Annotated in this window: 15 protein-coding genes and 1 pseudogene; 11 read left to right on the forward strand and 5 right to left on the reverse strand. The window is 73.2% G+C overall.

Annotated elements, in window-relative coordinates; translation table 11 throughout:
• Positions 1 to 41: 41 nt before the first annotated feature.
• Complete coding sequence (locus ABZ822_RS29640; RefSeq protein WP_360860945.1) at positions 42 to 632, reverse strand: transglycosylase family protein; 591 nt, start codon at positions 630 to 632, stop codon at positions 42 to 44.
• 683 nt (positions 633 to 1,315) lie between these two features.
• Here ABZ822_RS29640 and ABZ822_RS29645 point away from each other — a divergent pair.
• Together ABZ822_RS29645 and ABZ822_RS29650 are read left to right on the forward strand one after the other, a co-directional pair.
• A complete protein-coding gene (locus ABZ822_RS29645; RefSeq protein WP_360860947.1) occupies positions 1,316 to 2,515 on the forward strand; it encodes an AAA family ATPase in 1,200 nt (399 codons plus the stop codon).
• Positions 2,516 to 2,604: 89 nt separating this feature from the next.
• A complete protein-coding gene (locus ABZ822_RS29650; protein ID WP_360860949.1) occupies positions 2,605 to 2,790 on the forward strand; it encodes a hypothetical protein in 186 nt (61 codons plus the stop codon).
• A gap of 129 nt (positions 2,791 to 2,919) precedes the next feature.
• Here the strand turns inward: ABZ822_RS29650 and ABZ822_RS29655 are convergent, their stop codons facing one another.
• Entirely contained in the window at positions 2,920 to 3,315 is a 396-nt protein-coding gene (locus ABZ822_RS29655) for a VOC family protein (protein ID WP_360860951.1), read from the reverse strand.
• 128 nt (positions 3,316 to 3,443) lie between these two features.
• Between ABZ822_RS29655 and ABZ822_RS29660 the strand changes: the two genes are divergently transcribed.
• The 6 genes and pseudogenes from ABZ822_RS29660 (at position 3,444) to ABZ822_RS29685 (ending at position 6,962) form a co-directional block, all read left to right on the forward strand.
• Entirely contained in the window at positions 3,444 to 3,935 is a 492-nt protein-coding gene (locus ABZ822_RS29660) for a hypothetical protein (protein ID WP_360860953.1), read from the forward strand.
• Between the two features lie 127 nt (positions 3,936 to 4,062).
• A complete protein-coding gene (locus ABZ822_RS29665) occupies positions 4,063 to 4,752 on the forward strand; it encodes a GPP34 family phosphoprotein (protein ID WP_360860955.1) in 690 nt (229 codons plus the stop codon).
• Between the two features lie 145 nt (positions 4,753 to 4,897).
• On the forward strand, positions 4,898 to 5,221 hold the full coding sequence (locus ABZ822_RS29670) for a DUF6191 domain-containing protein (protein ID WP_360860957.1): 324 nt from the start codon (positions 4,898 to 4,900) through the stop codon (positions 5,219 to 5,221).
• A gap of 116 nt (positions 5,222 to 5,337) precedes the next feature.
• Positions 5,338 to 6,063 carry an alpha/beta fold hydrolase gene (locus ABZ822_RS29675; RefSeq protein ID WP_360860959.1) on the forward strand — a complete coding sequence of 242 codons (726 nt, stop codon included), beginning with the start codon at positions 5,338 to 5,340 and terminating at the stop codon, positions 6,061 to 6,063.
• Between the two features lie 37 nt (positions 6,064 to 6,100).
• A pseudogene (locus tag ABZ822_RS29680) lies at positions 6,101 to 6,220 on the forward strand (hydrolase); the annotation flags it as partial.
• 178 nt (positions 6,221 to 6,398) lie between these two features.
• On the forward strand, positions 6,399 to 6,962 hold the full coding sequence (locus tag ABZ822_RS29685; RefSeq protein WP_360861078.1) for a carbonic anhydrase: 564 nt from the start codon (positions 6,399 to 6,401) through the stop codon (positions 6,960 to 6,962).
• A gap of 50 nt (positions 6,963 to 7,012) precedes the next feature.
• On the opposite strand, the gene ABZ822_RS29690 is transcribed toward ABZ822_RS29685, so the two are convergent.
• From ABZ822_RS29690 to ABZ822_RS29700, 3 genes are all read right to left on the reverse strand, one after another.
• Positions 7,013 to 9,790 (reverse strand): AAA family ATPase, encoded by a 2,778-nt coding sequence (locus tag ABZ822_RS29690; RefSeq protein WP_360860961.1) that lies wholly within the window; start codon positions 9,788 to 9,790, stop codon positions 7,013 to 7,015.
• Between the two features lie 10 nt (positions 9,791 to 9,800).
• The gene (locus ABZ822_RS29695; protein ID WP_360860963.1) at positions 9,801 to 10,733 is read right to left on the reverse strand and encodes a polysaccharide lyase; all 933 of its coding nucleotides are present in this window, start codon (positions 10,731 to 10,733) and stop codon (positions 9,801 to 9,803) included.
• A gap of 316 nt (positions 10,734 to 11,049) precedes the next feature.
• Positions 11,050 to 12,003 (reverse strand): metallophosphoesterase, encoded by a 954-nt coding sequence (locus ABZ822_RS29700; protein WP_360860965.1) that lies wholly within the window; start codon positions 12,001 to 12,003, stop codon positions 11,050 to 11,052.
• 165 nt (positions 12,004 to 12,168) lie between these two features.
• Here ABZ822_RS29700 and ABZ822_RS29705 point away from each other — a divergent pair, with 165 nt between their 5' ends.
• The 3 genes from ABZ822_RS29705 (at position 12,169) to ABZ822_RS29715 (ending at position 17,518) form a co-directional block, all read left to right on the forward strand.
• Complete coding sequence (locus tag ABZ822_RS29705; protein WP_360860967.1) at positions 12,169 to 14,958, forward strand: LuxR C-terminal-related transcriptional regulator; 2,790 nt, start codon at positions 12,169 to 12,171, stop codon at positions 14,956 to 14,958.
• 200 nt (positions 14,959 to 15,158) lie between these two features.
• A complete protein-coding gene (locus tag ABZ822_RS29710) occupies positions 15,159 to 16,517 on the forward strand; it encodes a hemolysin family protein (RefSeq protein ID WP_360860969.1) in 1,359 nt (452 codons plus the stop codon).
• Positions 16,514 to 17,518 (forward strand): hemolysin family protein, encoded by a 1,005-nt coding sequence (locus ABZ822_RS29715; RefSeq protein WP_360860971.1) that lies wholly within the window; start codon positions 16,514 to 16,516, stop codon positions 17,516 to 17,518. Before ABZ822_RS29710 ends, ABZ822_RS29715 begins: the two co-directional genes overlap by 4 nt.
• The last annotated feature ends 354 nt before the right edge of the window (positions 17,519 to 17,872 follow it).

Below are 17,872 nucleotides of genomic sequence, written 5' to 3' on the forward strand. Positions count from 1 at the left end.
CGGGCTTCGGCCGTACATTGACGACCGGGCTCCGGCCGTGCTCATCGCAGCGAAAGGCGCACCCCCGGCAGGATGAGATCCGGGTCGCTGCCGATGACCCCGCGATTCAGCCGGTAGACGTGCATCCAGCCGACGCCGTGGCCGGACGCGATGCCGCTGAGGGTCTCGCCCGGCTTCACCACATGGCCCCTTCCCAGATTCCGCCGGGTGCCGTCCCGGCCGCCATGTTGCTCACCGGACGGCGACCGACGAGGCTGCACGGCGGAGGACGTCCGGGACGCGGATTCCGTCCCGCCCGACGTGGCCTCTCCCACGGCCGTCGACCGCAGTCCGAGGGATGCCGAACACGCAGGCCAGGCGCCCCACCCCTGCGAGGCGAGGGTGCGCTGGGCCACACTGATCTGCTGCGCCCTGGTCGCCTGCGCCGCCCGTGACGCGAAAGCACCACCGCCGTACGCGCGCCATGTGGTGTCGGAGAACTGCAGGCCACCCGAGAAGCCGTTACCGGTGTCGATCTGCCAGTTGCCGCCGCTCTCGCACACGGCCAACCGGTCCCACACCGTGCCGTCCTCGGCCTGGGCGGGCCATGAGGCCCCGACACCCAGGGCGCCGATCGCAGCCAGTACGGTCACGGCCGCCGTGCGACGACGTAGCCCACTGTTCCGGAATGCGTCACGGGTATGCGGTCCCTTTGACGCTCGGGGTAATTCCATCTCGATTCGCTCCTGCCGATCGATTGCAGATGGCCGGCCCCGTCGGGCAATCGGGACCGTATTCCGTGTCCGTGCACGGAATTCCGGACGACCGCCCGGACATTCCGCGGAACGAACACGAAGACGAGACAAGCACGATCACGGCCGGCACCCACAGAGCGCGCAGAAGCGATCTCCGTCCGGCCGACTGCTTCATTGCCGCCGGGCCGTTCGTCGGTCGGGCAGCATGGTTGCCGGCCGATCCGGGTACGGGGCGCACCGCCCCGGACCGGGCGCCTGCGAGGCCCCGGCGTGTCGGTCGTATGGTCCGACGGGCCCACCGCGCGCCCCCGTCCGCGGGCCCCTCGGGGCGTATGCAGAGGGATCGCACACGCCGCGCACGATGCGTTCGCCCCGGCGCACGGCCGGTGCCCCCGTGGGCCGTCTCCGGCGTGCGGGCCGATGAACCTCCCCCGCGCTCCCTGCGTCTGCCTGCGTGACACTGCTCCGGCGTGGCCGGGGCGACGAAGGCGACGACGCGGGGAGGATGCACGCGAGCGCCGCACGGGCCCCTCCCGGGTGCGACGGCCTCCGTCCCGTCCCCGGAGGAAGAAATCCGAGCTGTGATCACCACTCTGGCGGTCGAGAACTACCGCTCCCTGCGCAAACTCATCGTCCCCCTCGGCCGGCTGACGGTGGTGACCGGGGCGAACGGCACCGGAAAATCCAGCCTCTACCGTGCCCTCCGTCTCCTCGCCGACTCGGCGCGCGGCGGGGCCGTCGCCGCGCTGGCACGCGAGGGAGGCCTGCCCTCGACGCTGTGGGCGGGCCCCGAGAGCATCAGCCGCGCGGTGCGCGAAGGCCGTCACCCCGTCCAGGGCACGCTACGTTCGGGGCCGGTGAGTCTGCGCCTCGGTTTCTCCGGCGACGAGTTCGGATACGCCGTGGACTTCGGCCACCCCATCCCCGTCGCGCAGGAGGACGGAAAGTCCTCGCTCTTCAACCTCGACCCGGAGATCAAGCGCGAAGCGACCTGGGCCGGGCCGGTCCTGCGCCCCGCGGCCCTCCTCTCCGACCGGTCGGGACCCTCCGTACGGACGCGCACGGCCGAGGGCGGATGGCACCGCAGCACCGGCGAACTCCGGCCGTACGACTCGATGCTCAGCGAACTCGCCGACCCCCAGCTCGCGCCCGACCTGCTCAGCATGCGGGAGCGCATCCGCTCCTGGCGGTTCTACGACCATGTGCGCACCGACGCCGAAGCCCCGGCCCGGCTCCCGCGCATCGGCACCCGTACCCCCGTCCTCTCCGCCGACGGCTCGGACCTGCCGGCGGCGCTGCAGACGATCCGGGAGACGGGGGACGGCGCGGCACTGGACGAGGCCGTCGACGCCGCCTTCCCCGGCAGCCGCGTGGAGATCGCCCCGCGCGACGGCCGCTTCGAACTGGAGCTGCACCAGCACGGACTGCTGCGCCCGCTGGGCGCGGCCGAACTCTCCGACGGGACACTGCGCTATCTGCTGTGGGTGGCCGCGCTGCTCACACCGCGCCCGCCCGCGCTGATGGTGCTCAACGAGCCGGAGACCAGCCTGCACCCCGACCTTCTCGACCCTCTGGCCGACCTGATCCTCACGGCGAGCCGTGACACGCAGACTGTCGTGGTCACGCACGCCCGGCCCCTGGCCGACGCGCTGGCGGCGGGCACCCGCCGCCACCGGGTCGGGATGCAGAGCGTCGAGCTGATCAAGGAGTTCGGGCAGACGGAGGTCGCGGGGCGGGAGAGCGCGCTGGACGAACCGCTCTGGTACTGGCCGAAGCGGTAGTCCCGGAAGGCGGGCCATCACAGCCCCGGTGGGGGACGATGGAGGTCCGAGGCGGGGGGGCGCCGAAGCGACGATGTTCTTTGGGGGTTGTGGTGCTGTATCTGCTGATCGGCGCGGGAGCCGGAGCGGCGGCGTGGTGTGCCGCCCTGCTCGTACGGCGGCGTCGCCGGCCGACGGACCATCTGGAGGGCCTGCTCGTCGAGCGGGCCGCGGCGGAGCGGACCCGGCTCATGCGCGAGACGTGCGGCACGGGCGCGCCCGAACCTCTCGGCTGACTCCTCCGCCACGGCCGGACACGGCCCGGCGCCGGATCCGCGACCCAGGCGCCGGAGCCTCGAGTGTCCTTACCCGGGCCGGATCAGGTCCTGGACTCGGGCCGGATCAGGTCCCGGACTTGGGCTGGATCAGGTCCTGGACTCGGGCTGGATCAGGTCCCAGAGATTCCCGTACGGGTCCTGGAACACCGCGACCGTGCCGTACGGCTCGTGCCGCGGCTCCTCCCTGAAGACGACTCCTGCCTTCCGCATGCGTGCGCTGTCCCGTTCGAAGTCGTCGGTGTGCAGGAACCAGCCGACGCGACCGCCGGTCTGGTCGCCGATGCGCGCCCGCACCTCGTCGTTCGTGGCCTCGGCCAGGAGGAGGCCCGTCTCCCGCGACCCGGGCGGCGCGATGACGACCCACCGTTTTCCGTCGCCGAGGGGCGTGTCCTCCCGGAGTTCGAAGCCGACCGCGTCCACATAGAACGCGATGGCTGCGTCGTAGTCCGGCACGACCAGGGTGACCAATCCGAGATGCGGCATCCGCCGAGCCTCCCACATCCGCGCGACGGTCCGGCGCGCGTGGTGAGCAGTTGGCCGCCCTGCTGCGTATGAGTGGCCAGGAGTGATCGCCCGGCCGGTGGGCGGGGCAGCCGAGAGGGAGGCATGAGGTGGGCGGGCGGCGTGCGGGAGGACAGGGCGGTAGCCGGGAACGGAGGGTCCGGGGGCCCGTACGTGTCACCGCCGTCGCCGGGGTGCTGGCCGCGCTGACGCTCGCCTCGGGCTGCGGCGACGACGGCGGTTCGACGGCGGAGAAGGCCGAACGCAAGCCGAGCCCGGTCGCACCCGCGCCCGCGAACATCGAGAAGATCGCCGCCAGGACCGGCTGCACGGCCGAGATCCGGACCGAGGCCGAAGAACTGCGGGAAGGGGTGTGCCGGAACGCCTCCGGCGAGTACCTGGTCACGACCTTCCCCAAGGAGAAGCTCAAGCTGGTGTGGCTGGACTCGGCGAGCATGTACGGAGGGACGTACCTGGTCGGTCCACGCTGGGCGATCAGCGGGAAGCCCGCGCTGCTGAAGGAACTGCGCACCAAGGTGGGGGGCAGGCTCGAGGACGTGTCGGACAGGAACGGCTCCGCGTCGACCCAGGACTCCCCGTAGCGGAGGGGATCGCGTTATGACAGCGGCCAACTGCCGTACGGCGAGTGGCTTCTGACGATCCCTCACCAGTGCTGTGCGGACGCGTTCCCGGTTGCGCCGATGTGTGCGCGACCGGTATCCAGAACGGGTGGTCAATACACCGAGTGCGCCGACGTCGCTGCCCGAGGACCTGCTGCTGCTCTGCGCGGACCCGGACACCGGCGCCGCGCGGCGGATCCGGAACCTCGACCGCGGTCTCGGCGGTGCAGTCCTCACGGAGCTGATGCTGCGCGGCGCCTTCACGGTGGACGAGTTCCGCATCCTGGACGTACGGTCCGTCGCGCCCGTGGACAGCTTCGCCGACTGGGTCCTGGGCGAGCTTCTCTCCGCCAAACCGCGGTCCTGGTCGATGGGGCTGGAGCGCTGGGTGCGCAAGGCGTCCTTCGAAGTCGGCCGGGAATACCGGGAGTTGATGGCGTCGCGCGGTCTGCTGCGCGTCCGTACCGAACGCGCCCTGGGCATCTTCCCGGTCACCGACTGGACGGTGGCCGAGCCCGACCGGATCTCCGAACTGCGGCGGCGCGTCGACGCGTTGGCCCGCCCGGAAGCACACCCCGCGCCGTCCGGGCAGCCGGACCCCCGGGACGTGCACCTGACGGCGCTGGCCGCCGCGATGCGGTTCAGCCGCGAGCTCTACCCCGACTGGGAGAACCGGGACGTGCGGCGCCGGATGAAGGAGTACCTCCCTGCGGCGCCGATCGCCGAAGCGGTCCGCATGGTGGTGCGCGCCGACGGCTCACGTCGCGGCGGCTACTCCGGGGGCGGCAGCGGCATGTGAGGTCATGGAGTCGCCACCACGTCCTCCCGCCCCCGTGATCTCCCTCACCGGCTCCATTCCGCAGCCTTCGGGCCAGAATGGCCGCACGGCGTACGGCTCTTACGATCCGCGGGCCGATCGCGGAGGAGGAAGGAGGGGAGCGGGTGTGCAGATCGTCTTCTTCATGACGCTGCCGGGGCTGGTGATCCTGCTGACCGTGGTGGCGTTCCTCGATCAACTCCTGCTGCGGGCAGGACGGGCCGGGATGCTGCCGTGGCGCAACACGGCACGGCAGGGACAGGTGTCGGCGACCGGCTTCGAACAGCTCCACGCGAGCTTCTCGCCGGGCAAGCAGAGCGAGCTCAAGGAACGGCAGAGCGCGCTGCTCCTGCGGGACGACGCGGAGGACGGAGCGCCGCCCCGCTCCGAGGTGGACCTGACCGGGGGCACCGCCGTCATCCGGCTCCGCGCGCCGCGTCACACCGGCTGACCGCTCCCCGGCTGGCGCGCACCGCACCAAGGGACCCGGCGTGGGCTACCGGCCCGCGACGCATCCGCCGCCTACGCTGCCGCCGCAGGAGGCGTGAGGCGAGGTGGAGCGGTTCGATGGCGACATTCGTGCTGGTGCATGGAGCCATGCACGGCGGCTGGTGCTGGCGTCCCGTCCGGCGTCTGCTCGCCGCGCGGGGGCACGAGGTTTTCACGCCCAGCCTCCGCGGCCAGGGCGAGCGCCGGGACGAGCTGACCCGGGAGGTCGGACTGTCCACGCACGTCGACGATCTGACGAGCCTGCTGTGGTACGAGGACCTCGGCGACGTCCATCTGGTCCTCCACAGCTACGCGGGGGTGCTGGCAGGGCCGGCCGCCGAACGCGCCCGGGGCCGCATCGCCTCGGTCACCTTCCTCGGAGCCTTCGTCACCGAGCCGGGGGAGTGCCTGCTCGACGTGGAGCCCCCCGAGGTCGCCCGGCGCTACCGGCAGTTGGTGCGGGAGGCGGGGGAGGGCTGGTACCTCCCGGCCGACTCCGGCTTCCTGGAGCAGTGGGGCATCACCGGTGATCTGCGGCCGTGGGTCGGCGAACGCCTGGTCCGGTTCCCGTTCCGCTGCCAGACCGAGCCCGCGGCGTACGACCCGGCTCCCCTTGCCGCCGTGCCGACGACGTATGTGCGGCACACCCAGCCGCCGCTGGCGAGTCTCGACCTGTCGTTCGCGCGGGCGGAGGCGGCCGGGTGGGAGCTGCGCGAGATCCCGTGCGGGCACGCCATGATGCTCGCCGCGCCCGAGGCGACCGCTCGTGTGCTCGACGAGGTGGCGGCGGCGCGTCCGGAGTGAGCGCCGCCGGATACCGAAGGGCGAACTGAAACGTGACCAACGCGTCGAGATCGAGAACTTCGGCTACACGGTCATCGCCAACATCGGGAACACGCCCACCGATTTCGAGGGCGGCCACGCCGAGGGGCAGTTCAGACTCCCCGACTACGACGGGTAGTTGTCGTAGAGCGGCGGACGGGGGCCGCGTCATGCGCCCGTACGGGGACGTCGCCTCGGGGTGCGGCGGACGCGATGGCTTCAGGTGGGCTTCAGGTGCGGTTGGGCACGGTGTTCACACAGGTCGGGCGGCCGGAGTCCGCCGACGAATACAGATGTCGAGGAACGTGGGGTTGACAGTGCAGGCGCTGATCGAGCACGCCAGGAGTTTCAGCAGCAGCGGCGAGGACCTCAGCCATCTGGCGGGCGGGCAGACGCCGGAGGTGCTGTTCGTCTGCTGCTCCGACTCCCGCGTCGTCCCGGCCCTCATGACCGGAGCCCGGCCGGGCGAGCTGTTCGAACTGCGGACGGCGGGCGGCATGGTGCCCCCCAACCGTGACGACTGGCCGACGGGGGAGGCGGCGCTCACCATCGAGTACGCGGTCGAGGTGCTCGGCGTCTCCGACATCGTCGTCTGCGTCCACTCCGAGTGCGGCGCCGTGACCGGACCGCAGGACGGCGGACCGGGTTCGGCCGCGGCGGAACGCGGCCGCGACGGCGAGCCGGGCGGTCCCGTCGCGCCCGGCGGCCCGGGAGAGCCGGAGCCGCGGATGTCCCTCGCGGAGCGCGAGCACATGCTCCTCCAGCTCGACAGCCTCCGAACCTACCCGTGCGTCCGGGCACGCCTGGCCGACGGCCGGCTGCGCGTCCACGGCTGGTTCTACGAGGTGCACACGGGCCGTGTCAGCACCCGCAGCCAGTAGCGCGGCGGACCGTCGCCGCCGACGTGCCGGCGCTGAGCGCGTACGCCGGGTCAGAGCCCCAGCGCCGCGGCCAGGTCGGAGCGGGAGCGGACGCCGAGCTTGGTGTAGGCGGCCTGCAGATGGTTGGCCACGGTGCGGGCGGACAGCGCGAGCCGGGAGGCGATCGTCGGGTTGTCCAGTCCGCGCGCGGCCAGTTCGCACACCTCCCGCTGGCGAGCGGTGAGCGGCAGCGCCAGCGTCGTACGCGGCGACCAGGGCGCACGGAACCCCTGGCACAGTTCGCGCTCCCGGCTCTCGCGGTAGGCGTGGTGCGCCGCCTCGCGCCCCGCGGAGTACGCCGACGCCCGCGCCGATGCCTCGGCCGCCATGCCGTGGTAGCCCAGCCCGGCCAGGGCGGAGGAGACCTGGCCCAGTGCTGCCGGATCGTGGTCGGCGGCGGCCCGTGCGTGCCGGGCCAGCAGCGGGAACAGCGGGCTGTCGCACAGGCCGGCCAACTCCTCCAGCAGCGTGGCCGTGCGCAGGGAGGGCCGGATCCTGCTCGCGTAGTACAGGGCCTCGACGGCGTTCGTCAGTCGGCCCCGGGCCAGATAGCGACGGCCCAGCTCCTCCGCCTCCGGCGCGGCCCGGTCGATCTGGCCGGAACAGGCGAGGAGACGGATACGGCCGAGGGCAAGGTGTTCGCGCATCGCGGACCCGGTCGGCATCCGGCTCTCGCCCTCGGACAGGACGCGCTGCCCCGACGGGGCGTCCCCGACGGCGGCCAGCCCGGCGGCGTACTCGCTGAACACGAACGCCTGGACGGGGAAAGGGGTGTGCTCGTCGATGAGGGCGCGCGCCTCGCGGAAGTGGGGCAGCGCGGCGGGGTGGTTCCCGGCCCACGCGTGGCACACGCCCCATTCCAGGGTGAGGAGTGCGGCCACGTCACCGACGCCCTGTTCGACGGCGGCCTGGTAGTACTCCCGCGCGGTCGCCAGGGCGGTGGTGATACGGCCCGCGAGCACGAGCGCGTGCAGATGGCTGGCCCGGACGGCCCCGCCCATCGTCGGCCAGAGGGAAGTGAGCGGCAGTTCGCCGGAGTCGGCCTGCGCGACGACCGCGCCCGGGCGGCCGCCGAAGGTGAGGAGGTAGGCGTGCAGCGGCGCGGCGGCGCTGGCGACGGCGGTCTCGGGCGGCAGGTCCGGCAGCTCGGGAAGGTTGTCGGTGTTGGTCCGGCCGTGTCCGAAGGTGGCCAACGCCAGCTCGGCGACGGCGAGTTCGGCGCGGGCGAGCCGGGCGGCCGAGCGGTCGCCGTCCTGGGTGGCGGACGGGTCGCCGTTCCGGGCAGCGGATGTCGCGCCGTTCCGGGCGGCGGACACCGCGCCGTCCCGAGCCGCCCGTTCAGGGCGAGGCTCCGATGCCCGCCCCTGCTCCCCCTGCGGTTCCCGCTCCGCACGCGGCTCCTCGTCCGTGCCCTGATGTTGCTCCGGGCCGGCCTGTTGCGCCTGGCGCAGGACCTGGGTCGCCTCCTCGATGCGGCGCAGCCCCCAGAAGAGGTTCAGGGCGCGGAGCGCGGGCCGGTCGATCCGCGCGAGGAGTTGTTCGGCCTCCTCCGCCCGCGCCTGCACCACCAGGGCCTCGGCGAGGAGGTCGCGTCCGGCCGGGACCGTACGGGCGAGGCGTTCGGCCAGGCGCGGGTCGCGGCGGGCGAGCGCGTCGGAGGCTGCCGCCAGGATGTCCTGATCGTCCACCGGATCGCCCGCCAGGAGGCGCCAGTTGACCAGCGCGAGGCGCTGTTCGCGGGCGAGGCTGCTGCCGGCGAGGGCGTCGGCGAACTCGCGGTAGACGATCCGGCGCCGGACCGAGGGTGTACGGGAGCGGGTGATCTCGCCGTACAGGGGATGGCTGGTGCGGACGCGCAGACGGTCGCCGTCGCCCTCCAGCGTGATCAACTGCCGCCGCTCCAGCTCCTCCAGGGCGTCGGGGACGGCGAGACGCTCCAGCACGGTCAGGGGGACCGGCTCCGTGTGGGCGATCCACTCCAGGGCGCGGGCCTCGTCGGGCCCGAGGGAGCGGACGGCGCCGACGACCAGATCGGTGAGGCGTTCGTAGCCGCGCATCGGGCCGTGCCAGCGCCACACGCCCGCGCTGGCGCGCAGCGCGCCCGAGCTGCGCCCGGTGGCGACCAGATGCTGCAGGAAGAGGGGGTTGCCGCCGGTCAGCCGGTGCAGCCGGTCGGTGGTCAGCCCGTCGACGGGGCCGCCGAGCGCGCCGTCGAGGAGTTCACCGACCTGTTCACGGGGCAGCCCGCCGACCACGAACTCCCGGACGAGGGAACGGCCGCGCAAGGCTCGTACGGTGGGGGTGTCCAGCGCGTCGGTGCGGGCGGCGAGCAGGGGAGTGGCCCGGAAGGTGGCGGCGAGGTGCTGGACGAGCGCGCCGGAGACCGCGTCGAGATGATCGGCCTCGTCGACACCGAGCACCACGGGCCTGCCCTCGGCTCGCTGCTGCAACTCCCGTGCCACACGAGCGAAGAGGTCCGCGGTCGGCTCGCCACCGGGCTGCACGGGGTCCAGCGGACGGGTGGTGGCGCTGTGCGCATGCGACCGGGGCGGGGTGAGCAGCCCCGTCATGGCGTGGAAGGGCATACGGCTGCTGGCCTGGGCCCCGGAGGTGCGCACGACGTAGGCGCCGTCCTGCGCACACCGGTCCAGGACCTCGGCGGCGAGCCGGGACTTGCCGATGCCCGGCTCGCCGGTGAGAAGCACCCCCCGGGCCTCCTCCCCGAGCAGGGCGGAGAGTTCGGCTATCTGTCCTGCTCGTCCCACCAGGGGCCAGGGGGTGCTGTTCATGACGGTCCCGTCAGCGACCGGCCGCCGCGGCGCCGGACGCGGTTTTCTCCGAAGGTGCCTTGTCCTTGGCCGCCTCGCTGCCCGACGCCTTGGTGCCGGACGCCTTGTCCGCCGCGGGCGGCGGGGTGCCGCCCGCGGGGGCGACAGCCTCGTAGCTGCCGTCCTCGCCCATGACGCGTACCTCGTCGTGGAAGAGCACGCGGCGGTCGGTGTCGGACGGCTTGCCCTGCGACCACGGCCACTTGTAGATGCCGATCTTCATGTAGTTGCCGCGGTCGTCGTTGTAGTTGTTCGGGCCCGTGCGGTTCTCGAAGCCCGGGACCGGCTTGCCGTCCTTCCAGATCTGCAGCACGCCGTCGTCGCCCGAGGACCACTTCACATGGACGACCCAGTCGGTCCACTTGTTGGTCTCGTACGCACCCAGGTCGGTCTGCTCCTGGTGGTCCTCCCAGTTCTGGCTGATCTGCCAGTGCCCCTTGCGGGTGTTGATCGACAGGGGCGGGGAGCTGCCGACGTCCCAGTGCTGGTGCCACTGGGTGACGATGTCGGGTGCCTGGTCGGGGTCCCAGTCCTTGAGGTACGTGCTGAAGCCGTACCACTGCTCTCCGGTGAGGAAGTCGCCGGAGAGCTCCGAGCGTGTGCCGCCGTTGATGACCGGGTCGTCCTTGCGGAGCTCGAACCGGGCGGCGTACTCGCCGGCCCGTACCGGGTCCGGGGCCTTGGCGATCCGGGCCTGCGGCTCGCCGTTGTCGTGCCGGATCGACGGGTCGTACTCCTTGGCCCAGTCCGGCGGCGGCCCGTCGGGCAGGGTGCGCTGACCCTCGCTCTCCCAGTCCAGGACCAGCGACGGTTCCGCGGCTCCCGCGGTCGCGACGACGCCTGCGGCCAGGGTGGCGGCGGCGCCCAGGGTCAGAAACTTCTTCATGTGGCGTCTCAGTGTCATCCCTACTCTCCTGTGGGGGGAACGTGTCCGGGAGGGTCTTTCGGCCCTGTCCGGCACGGCGGTGCGCGGGTGAGGAGCCGGTCGCCGTCAGTGAGGCGGGCGGACTTCTTCCGTGCGCGGGCGTGTGCGGGGCGTGTGTCCGGCGTGGACTCCGTCCCCGCGCGGGCCCGTCCGCGGGCGCGCGGGTGCGGCCTGCGGCGCGGGCGTACGTACAGCGCGCGTGTACGTACGGTGTGCGGGCGTACGTACGGCGTGCGGGCGGTGAGCGCCCCCGGTCACCACCCGCCGCGAGGGCCCCGGGCCGGCCTTGCCCGGGTCAGTGGCAGGCGGTGGGACCGCCCTCGTCGTGGACCGTGCCCTCGGTGTCCACGAACTGCCAGGCGAAGCTGCCCGGCTCGAGCGTGAGCTTCAGGGCCCCGAAGGTGTCGGCGAGCCGGAACTCGCTGTTCGGCCGGGTCTCGCCGAACGGCCGCTGCCACGCGCCGCCCGTACCGACGACGAACTGCCGGATGCCCTTCTCGGTCGCGTTGCCGTCCGCGTCCTGCGGAGCGAAGCGCTCGTAGTCGTGGTCGTGGCCGTTGAGCACGACATCGGCGCCGTGCTCCTGCAGCACGTCCCAGAACGGCTTCATGTTCGGGAAGTCGCCGTGCCCGCTGCCCGAGCTGTACTTGGGCCGGTGCCAGTACGCCATCACGCACTGCTTGTCGGTCGCGGCCAGGTCCTCGGCCAGCCAGCGGACCTGCTCGCCGTCTGCCTTGCGGTCCTCCTCGGAGTTGAGGGAGACCATGTGCCAGCCGCCGACGTCGAAGCTGTACCAGGACTTTCCCTGAGGACGGGCGGCTTCGCCGAAGTAGTCGAAGTACCCGGTGGCCTCCGGGTCGCCGTCGTACTCGTGGTTGCCCGGGCTGGGTTTGATCAGATCCTTGAAGCGCCCCCAGTTGGGGTCGAAGTACTTCTGGAAGTCCTCCAGGCTCGCGCTGTCGTTGCGCTGGTCGCCCATCGTCACGACGGCGTCCGGGGACCAGCCTTCGACCAGCTCGGCGGTGTCGGCGTCCGGGCAGCGCGGCTCTCCGCAGTTCACGGAGATGTCTCCGGCCGCGGCGACCACCGCAGACTCCTGCGCCGCGGCCTTTCCGCCGCCGCGCTCCTGCCTCTGACCCTGCGCCTGCCGGTCCTTCCCCTCCTGCTGTCCAGGCCCGGCCGCGGCAGGCAGGGCCGCGAGCCCGGCCAGCGCGCTCGCCGCCACGAGGGCGAGGACTGTTCGCCGCATGGTGCCTCCTTGTCTCTTTGCCCTTCCGTCGGGCTCCGTGTCTCTGTGCCCTTCCGTCGGGCTCCGTCTCTTGGGCTCCCTCACCTTTGTGGTCACGCCCTGACGGGGTCATGAGTAAGCCGTGACCATTGCTTTTCCGCCGTCGGAGGCCCAGGCTCGTGGGCGATGAGCAGCGACTTCCCCACAGGCGCGTGGCCCTTGACCGGACGGTCCGGTCAGGTCGCCGAACTGGCGGGCCTGCTCGGACAGTCGTCCACCGCCGTACTCGTCACGGGCGAGGCGGGAGTGGGAAAGACGCGCCTGGCCGAGGCCGTCCTGGCGGAGTGCGCGGCCGGTGGCGGGGTCGTTCTGACCGCGGGGGGCAGTACGACCACCCGCGACGTGCCGTTCCTGGCGACCGCGGACTGGTTCCCCGGCGGCGCCGGCCCCGGAGGCGAGGCGCTGCCGGCCCTCACCGACGCCGTACGGTCACGCGCCGGCGGACGCCGTCTCGTCCTCGGTGTGGACGACGCCGACCATCTCGACACGGCCTCGTCGGCGCTGGTCGGCGCGCTGGTCGAGGACGCGGGCGCGTCGGTGCTGCTGACCGCGCGCGACCCGGTCGCCGACACCGGGGCGCTGGACGCGCTGCGCCGCTCGGTCGCGCTCAAGACCGTGCATCTGACCGCGCTGCCCGAAGCGGACTTCGGCACGCTGCTGGAGCACGTGCTCGGCGGTCCGGTCGACGGCCTCAGCGCCGCGGCCCTGTGGCGCGTGACCGGCGGCAACCCGCTGTTCCTGCGGCATCTGCTCGGCGCGGGCGCGGAGACCGGCGCGCTGCACCGGGTCCGTGGCGTGTGGGGGTGGCGCGGGCCGGTGGGGGAGCACGCGCGGCTCAGGGACCTGGTGGCCCGGGCCGTCGGCGTCCTGGCCGCGGAACAGGTGCGGGCGCTGGAGTACCTGGCGCATGCGGGCCCGGTCGAACGGCGGGTGCTGGAGGCCTTGGTCGACCCGCCCGTGCTGGACGCCCTCGCCGAACGCGGACTGATCACCTGCGCACCCGAGGACACGGGACGGGCGGCACCCGGGGACGGGGGCCCGGCGGTGGATGTCGGCCCGCCGGTGACCGAGGACGAGGGTCCGGTGGTGGCCGCGAACGCAGACACTGCGGTGGCCGTGGACGCGGGTACGGCGGCGGCCGGGGAGCCGCAGGGGCAGACCCCCGGGTCCGGGCTCGCCGGTACGGAGACACCGGATGCGCAGGGACCAGGGCGCATGTCCGTCTCCTCGCCGCCCGCATCGCCCCCGGCGCTGGTGGGGCTGAAGCATCCCCTGTACGGCGAGGTGGTCCGGGCCGGCACCGGGCCCCTCCGCGCGCGGCGGGTCCACCGGGACCTGGCCGAGGCGCTCGAACGCTACGGGGGCAGGGCCGACCCGATCCGCCCCGTGCTGTGGCGGCAGCGCGCCGGAGCCCCCGTACCCTCCGCCGCGCTGGTCGAGGCGGCCGGCGCGGCACTGGCCCGCGGCGACGCGCCACTCGCCGAACGCCTGGCCTCCGCCGCCGACGGACCCGACGCCGTCCGCGTGCAGGGCCAGGCCCTCGTCGCCCAGGGGCTGGCCGCCCGCGCCGAGGACCTGCTCGCGGCGCACGACGGGCCGCCCGCGCTGCGCGCGCTGAACCTCTTCTGGGGGCTGCGCCGGCCCGACCGTGCGCGTGCGGTGCTGGGCGACGCACGGGACGGCGGACCCGAGTACGACGTCGCGACCACCGCGCTGGCGCTGTTCACCCACGGGGAGAGCCCCGCGCACCGCATCGTCCCGTCGGCCCTGCACACCGGTACGGGCGGCGGCTGGCTGGTCGACAACGCCTCCGCGCCCCTGCGGGCGTACACCCTCACCTTCCGCGGGAGACCCGCCCAGGTCGTCTCGGAGTTCGACCGCGGGGCGATCCGCCTGCCCGGCGCGTGGGGCTCGATGCGCGGCGCCACCATCGCCTGCCAGGTCTACGCCCTGGTGATGGCCGGCCGTCTCGACCGTGCCCTGACCGCCGCCGCACGCCACTACCGGCAGGCCGTCGAACGCGGCGACCGCGCCGAGGTGACGCTCGTGGCCTTCATCCACGGCGTGGCCTACTGCTGGGCGGGCCGCCCGGCCGAGGGGCTGCCGCTGCTGCGCGAGGCGTACGCGATGGTCAACGACCAGACGATCTTTCCCGTCGAGACCTACATCGTCACCGAGTACGCCTCCTGCGCCGCGGCGCTGGGCCGCACCGACGTCGCCGCCGACGTCCTCACCCGGGCCGTACGCCATCTCCCGCCCGATTCCAGCCTGCGCGAGCACCTGATGAAGGGCGAGGCGCGCGTGGAGGCCGCGGCCGGCCGGTTCGGGCTCGCGGCGGACCTCGCCGACCGGCTGGCCGACCGCTATCTCGCCGGGGGCCGGCTGACCACAGCGGCCGAAAGCTCGTACCTGTGCTGCCGGTTGAGGCCGACCCCCGCGGCGGCCCGCCGCCTGACGGAGGCCGCGGCGTCCTGCGACAGCCCGCTGTTCACCCTCTTCGCCCGCCACGGCAGCGCCCTGGCCGGCCGCGATGTCGGCGAACTGGCGCTGGTGGGCGATGAGTTGGGACGGCTGGGCTACTCAGGGCTGGCCCTCGAGGCGGTCCTTGCGGCCTCGGTCTGGGCGACGGGCCGGGAGCGCCGCGCCGAACTGGCCCGCCTCGCCGAGGAGTTGAACTCCCGCTGCACCGGTCAGAGGCCCCCCTGGCTCCCGGGGGCCGCGCGCGGCGGGGCGCTGACCGGACGCGAACGGGAGGTGTGCGAGCTGGCGGCCACCGGCATGAGCAACCAGGACGTCGCCGACCGCCTGCAGATATCGGTCCGCACGGTGGCCAACCTCCTCCAGCGCTCGTACGAGAAGCTGAGCATCGGCCGCCGGACCGATCTCCCTCGGGCGCTGGCGCTCCCGCCGCTGTAGGGACCGGCATCGTCCGGGGCTGACCGTCCCTCGAAGGCGACCCCAGTTTGCCTTCCCTTTACTATGGGGCCAGTGCCTCACGGCCCCGCCGTGTCCCCCGATCCCAGAAGGAGCCGCAGACCCGCAATGGGTGAGCCTCCCAGTACGAGCCGTGCCCTCCCCTCCCCGCCCCAGGTGAGCCCGGGAGCGGAGGTGGCACGGTGACCGAGATCCTCCTGCTCCTGCTCGCGCTCGCCCTCACGCTGGCCTGTGCGATCTTCGTGGCGGCCGAGTTCGCCCTGACGACCGTCGAGCGCAGCGAGCTCGAGCGGTCCGCCGCCGCGGGGGAGCCCGGTGCCGAGACGGCGCTGGGGGCCGTGCGGCGCCTGACGTTCCAGCTCTCCGGCGCCCAGCTCGGCATCACCGTGACCTCCCTGGTCATCGGCATGCTCGCCGAGCCCTCCCTGGCCGCCCTGCTCGAGGGCCCGCTGGGCGCCGTGGGCCTGCCCGCCGGAGCCGTCTCCGCCGTGGCGGCCTTCCTCGGCGTGGCCGTCTCCACCGTGGTCCTCATGGTGGTGGGTGAGCTGGTCCCCAAGAACTGGGCCATCGCCCGCCCCCTCGCCGTGGCCAAGGTCGTCGCCGGTCCCCAGCGCGGCTTCACCGCGGTGTTCGCGCCGCTGATCCGCCACCTGAACGGCACGGCCAACCGCCTCGTACGCCGCATGGGTCTGGAGCCCGCCGAGGAGCTGGCCTCCGCCCGCACCCCCGAGGAACTGGTCGCCCTCGCCCGCCACTCCGCCAAGGAGGGGGCGATCGAGGCCGACTCGGCCGAACTCTTCGTCCGGACCCTGCACTTGGGTGATCTGGACGCGGAGAACGTGATGACGCCTCGCGTGGACGTACGTGCCCTGGAAGCGCATGCCAGCGCCGCCGACGCCGCCGACCTCACGCTCGCGACCGGGCTCTCCCGCTTCCCCGTCTACCGGGACACCCTCGACGAGGTGATCGGCACGGTCCACATCCGCGACGTCCTCGCCCTGGACACGGCCGAGCGCCCGCGCACCCCGGTCACCCGGCTCATGACCGCGCCCCTGCTCGTCCCCGACACCCTGCCCGTCGACCGGCTCCTGGAGCGGATGCGCAGCCACCGCACCATGGCCGTGGTCGTCGACGAGTACGGCGGGACGGCCGGCGTCGCCACCGTGGAGGACATCGTCGAGGAGGTCATCGGCGAGGTCCGCGACGAGCACGACCCGGACGAGGAACCGGAGTTGTGTCCCGCCGAACCCGCCTTCGACGGCCGCGCCGTCTGGGAGGCCGACGGCAGCGTCCGGCTGGACCGGCTCGCCGCCATCGGCCTGGCGGCACCCGAGGGACCGTACGAGACGCTGGCCGGACTCATCGCCGCGCGCCTGGAGCGGATACCCACCGTCTCCGACCGCATCGACGTCGAGGGCTGGCAGCTCGCCGTCCTGCGCATCGGCCACCACCGCGCCGACCGGGTCCGCGTGACCGCACCCGCACCCGCTGACGGAGAGACCGCCGGGGAGCAGCAGCAGGTGGAGGAGGACGCCCGATGACCGCGCTGCAACTCCTCATCGGCGGCCTGACGCTGCTGACCAACGCCTTCTTCGTCGGCGCCGAGTTCGCCCTGATCGCCGTGCGCCGCAGCCAGATCGAGCCCGGAGCTCACCAGGGCGACCGGCGGGCCCGCACCGTGCTGTGGGGCCTGGAGCACCTCTCCGCGGTCATGGCGACGGCTCAGCTGGGCATCACCGTCTCCTCGCTGGTGCTCGGCGCGGTCGCCGAACCGGCCATCGCCCACCTTCTGGAGCCCCCGTCCGAGGCCCTCGGCGTCCCGGACGCGCTGGTGCACCCGATCGCGTTCGTGATCGCCCTGACGGCCGCGACCTATCTGCACATGCTGGTCGGCGAGATGGTGCCGAAGAACATCGCCCTCGCCGCGCCCGCCCGTACCGCCCTGGCGCTGGGGCCTTCGCTCGTCGCGCTCACCCTGGCGCTGCGGCCGGTGATCTTCGGCATCAACGCGGTCGCCAACGCCGTACTGCGGCTGCTGCGCGTCGAGCCCAAGGGCGAGGTGGCGTCCGTCTTCACCGACGACGAACTCCTCCGGCTCGTCCAGGACTCCAGCCAGGCCGGTCTGCTCGGTCCCACGGACGGCGAGCGGTTGCGGGACGCGCTGGAGCTGGGGAACCGGCCCGTCGGCGAGGTTCTCGTGCCGCACCAGCGCATGGTGACCGTGGATCACACGGTCACGCCCGAGCAACTGGAACGGGCCGCCGCGACTGCCGGCTTCTCCCGCCTGCCCGTGACCGGTCCGGGCGGCACGCTGCTCGGCTACCTTCACATCAAGGACACCCTGGGCGTGCAGGGCCGGACGAAGCCGTATCCGCGCTCGGCGCTCAGGCCCATCACCACGGTCGAGATCGACACCCCGCTGGACGACACCCTGACCGCGATGCGCGCCGCAGGCACGCACCTCGCGGCGGTCCGGGGCGACAAGGGGGCCGTGCTGGGCTTCGTCACCATGGAGGACGTGCTCGCCGAACTCGTCGGCTGAACGGCGGTCCTGTCTGCCCTGCCCCCAGCCCTCCTGCCCCCTGCACTCCTGCCCGGCTCCGCCCGCCTGACCTGCTGCGCCCGCCCGCGCGGCCGGGCGGGCAGGGCTTGGTGTGACGGAAACCTCAGGCGTTTCCCTCCACTTCGCGGGTACGCGCGACATGTCTCGCATTCACCGGAACGGAGGGCTCGGGGAAGTGCACGCACCTGCGCAAGGCGGCGCCGCGAGGGCGCCGTGGACGGTCCGCTCGGCCCCTGGCTGCCGGCGTGCCGTCCTGCACGTGAACGCACCGTGCCGTACGGGGCGGGTGGGCGTGTGACCGACCGGCCGGGCGGAAACGACTCCGCCAGCACC

It is taken from the genome of Streptomyces sp. NPDC047108, from assembly GCF_040643575.1.
Classification (GTDB): Bacteria; Actinomycetota; Actinomycetes; order Streptomycetales; family Streptomycetaceae; genus Streptomyces.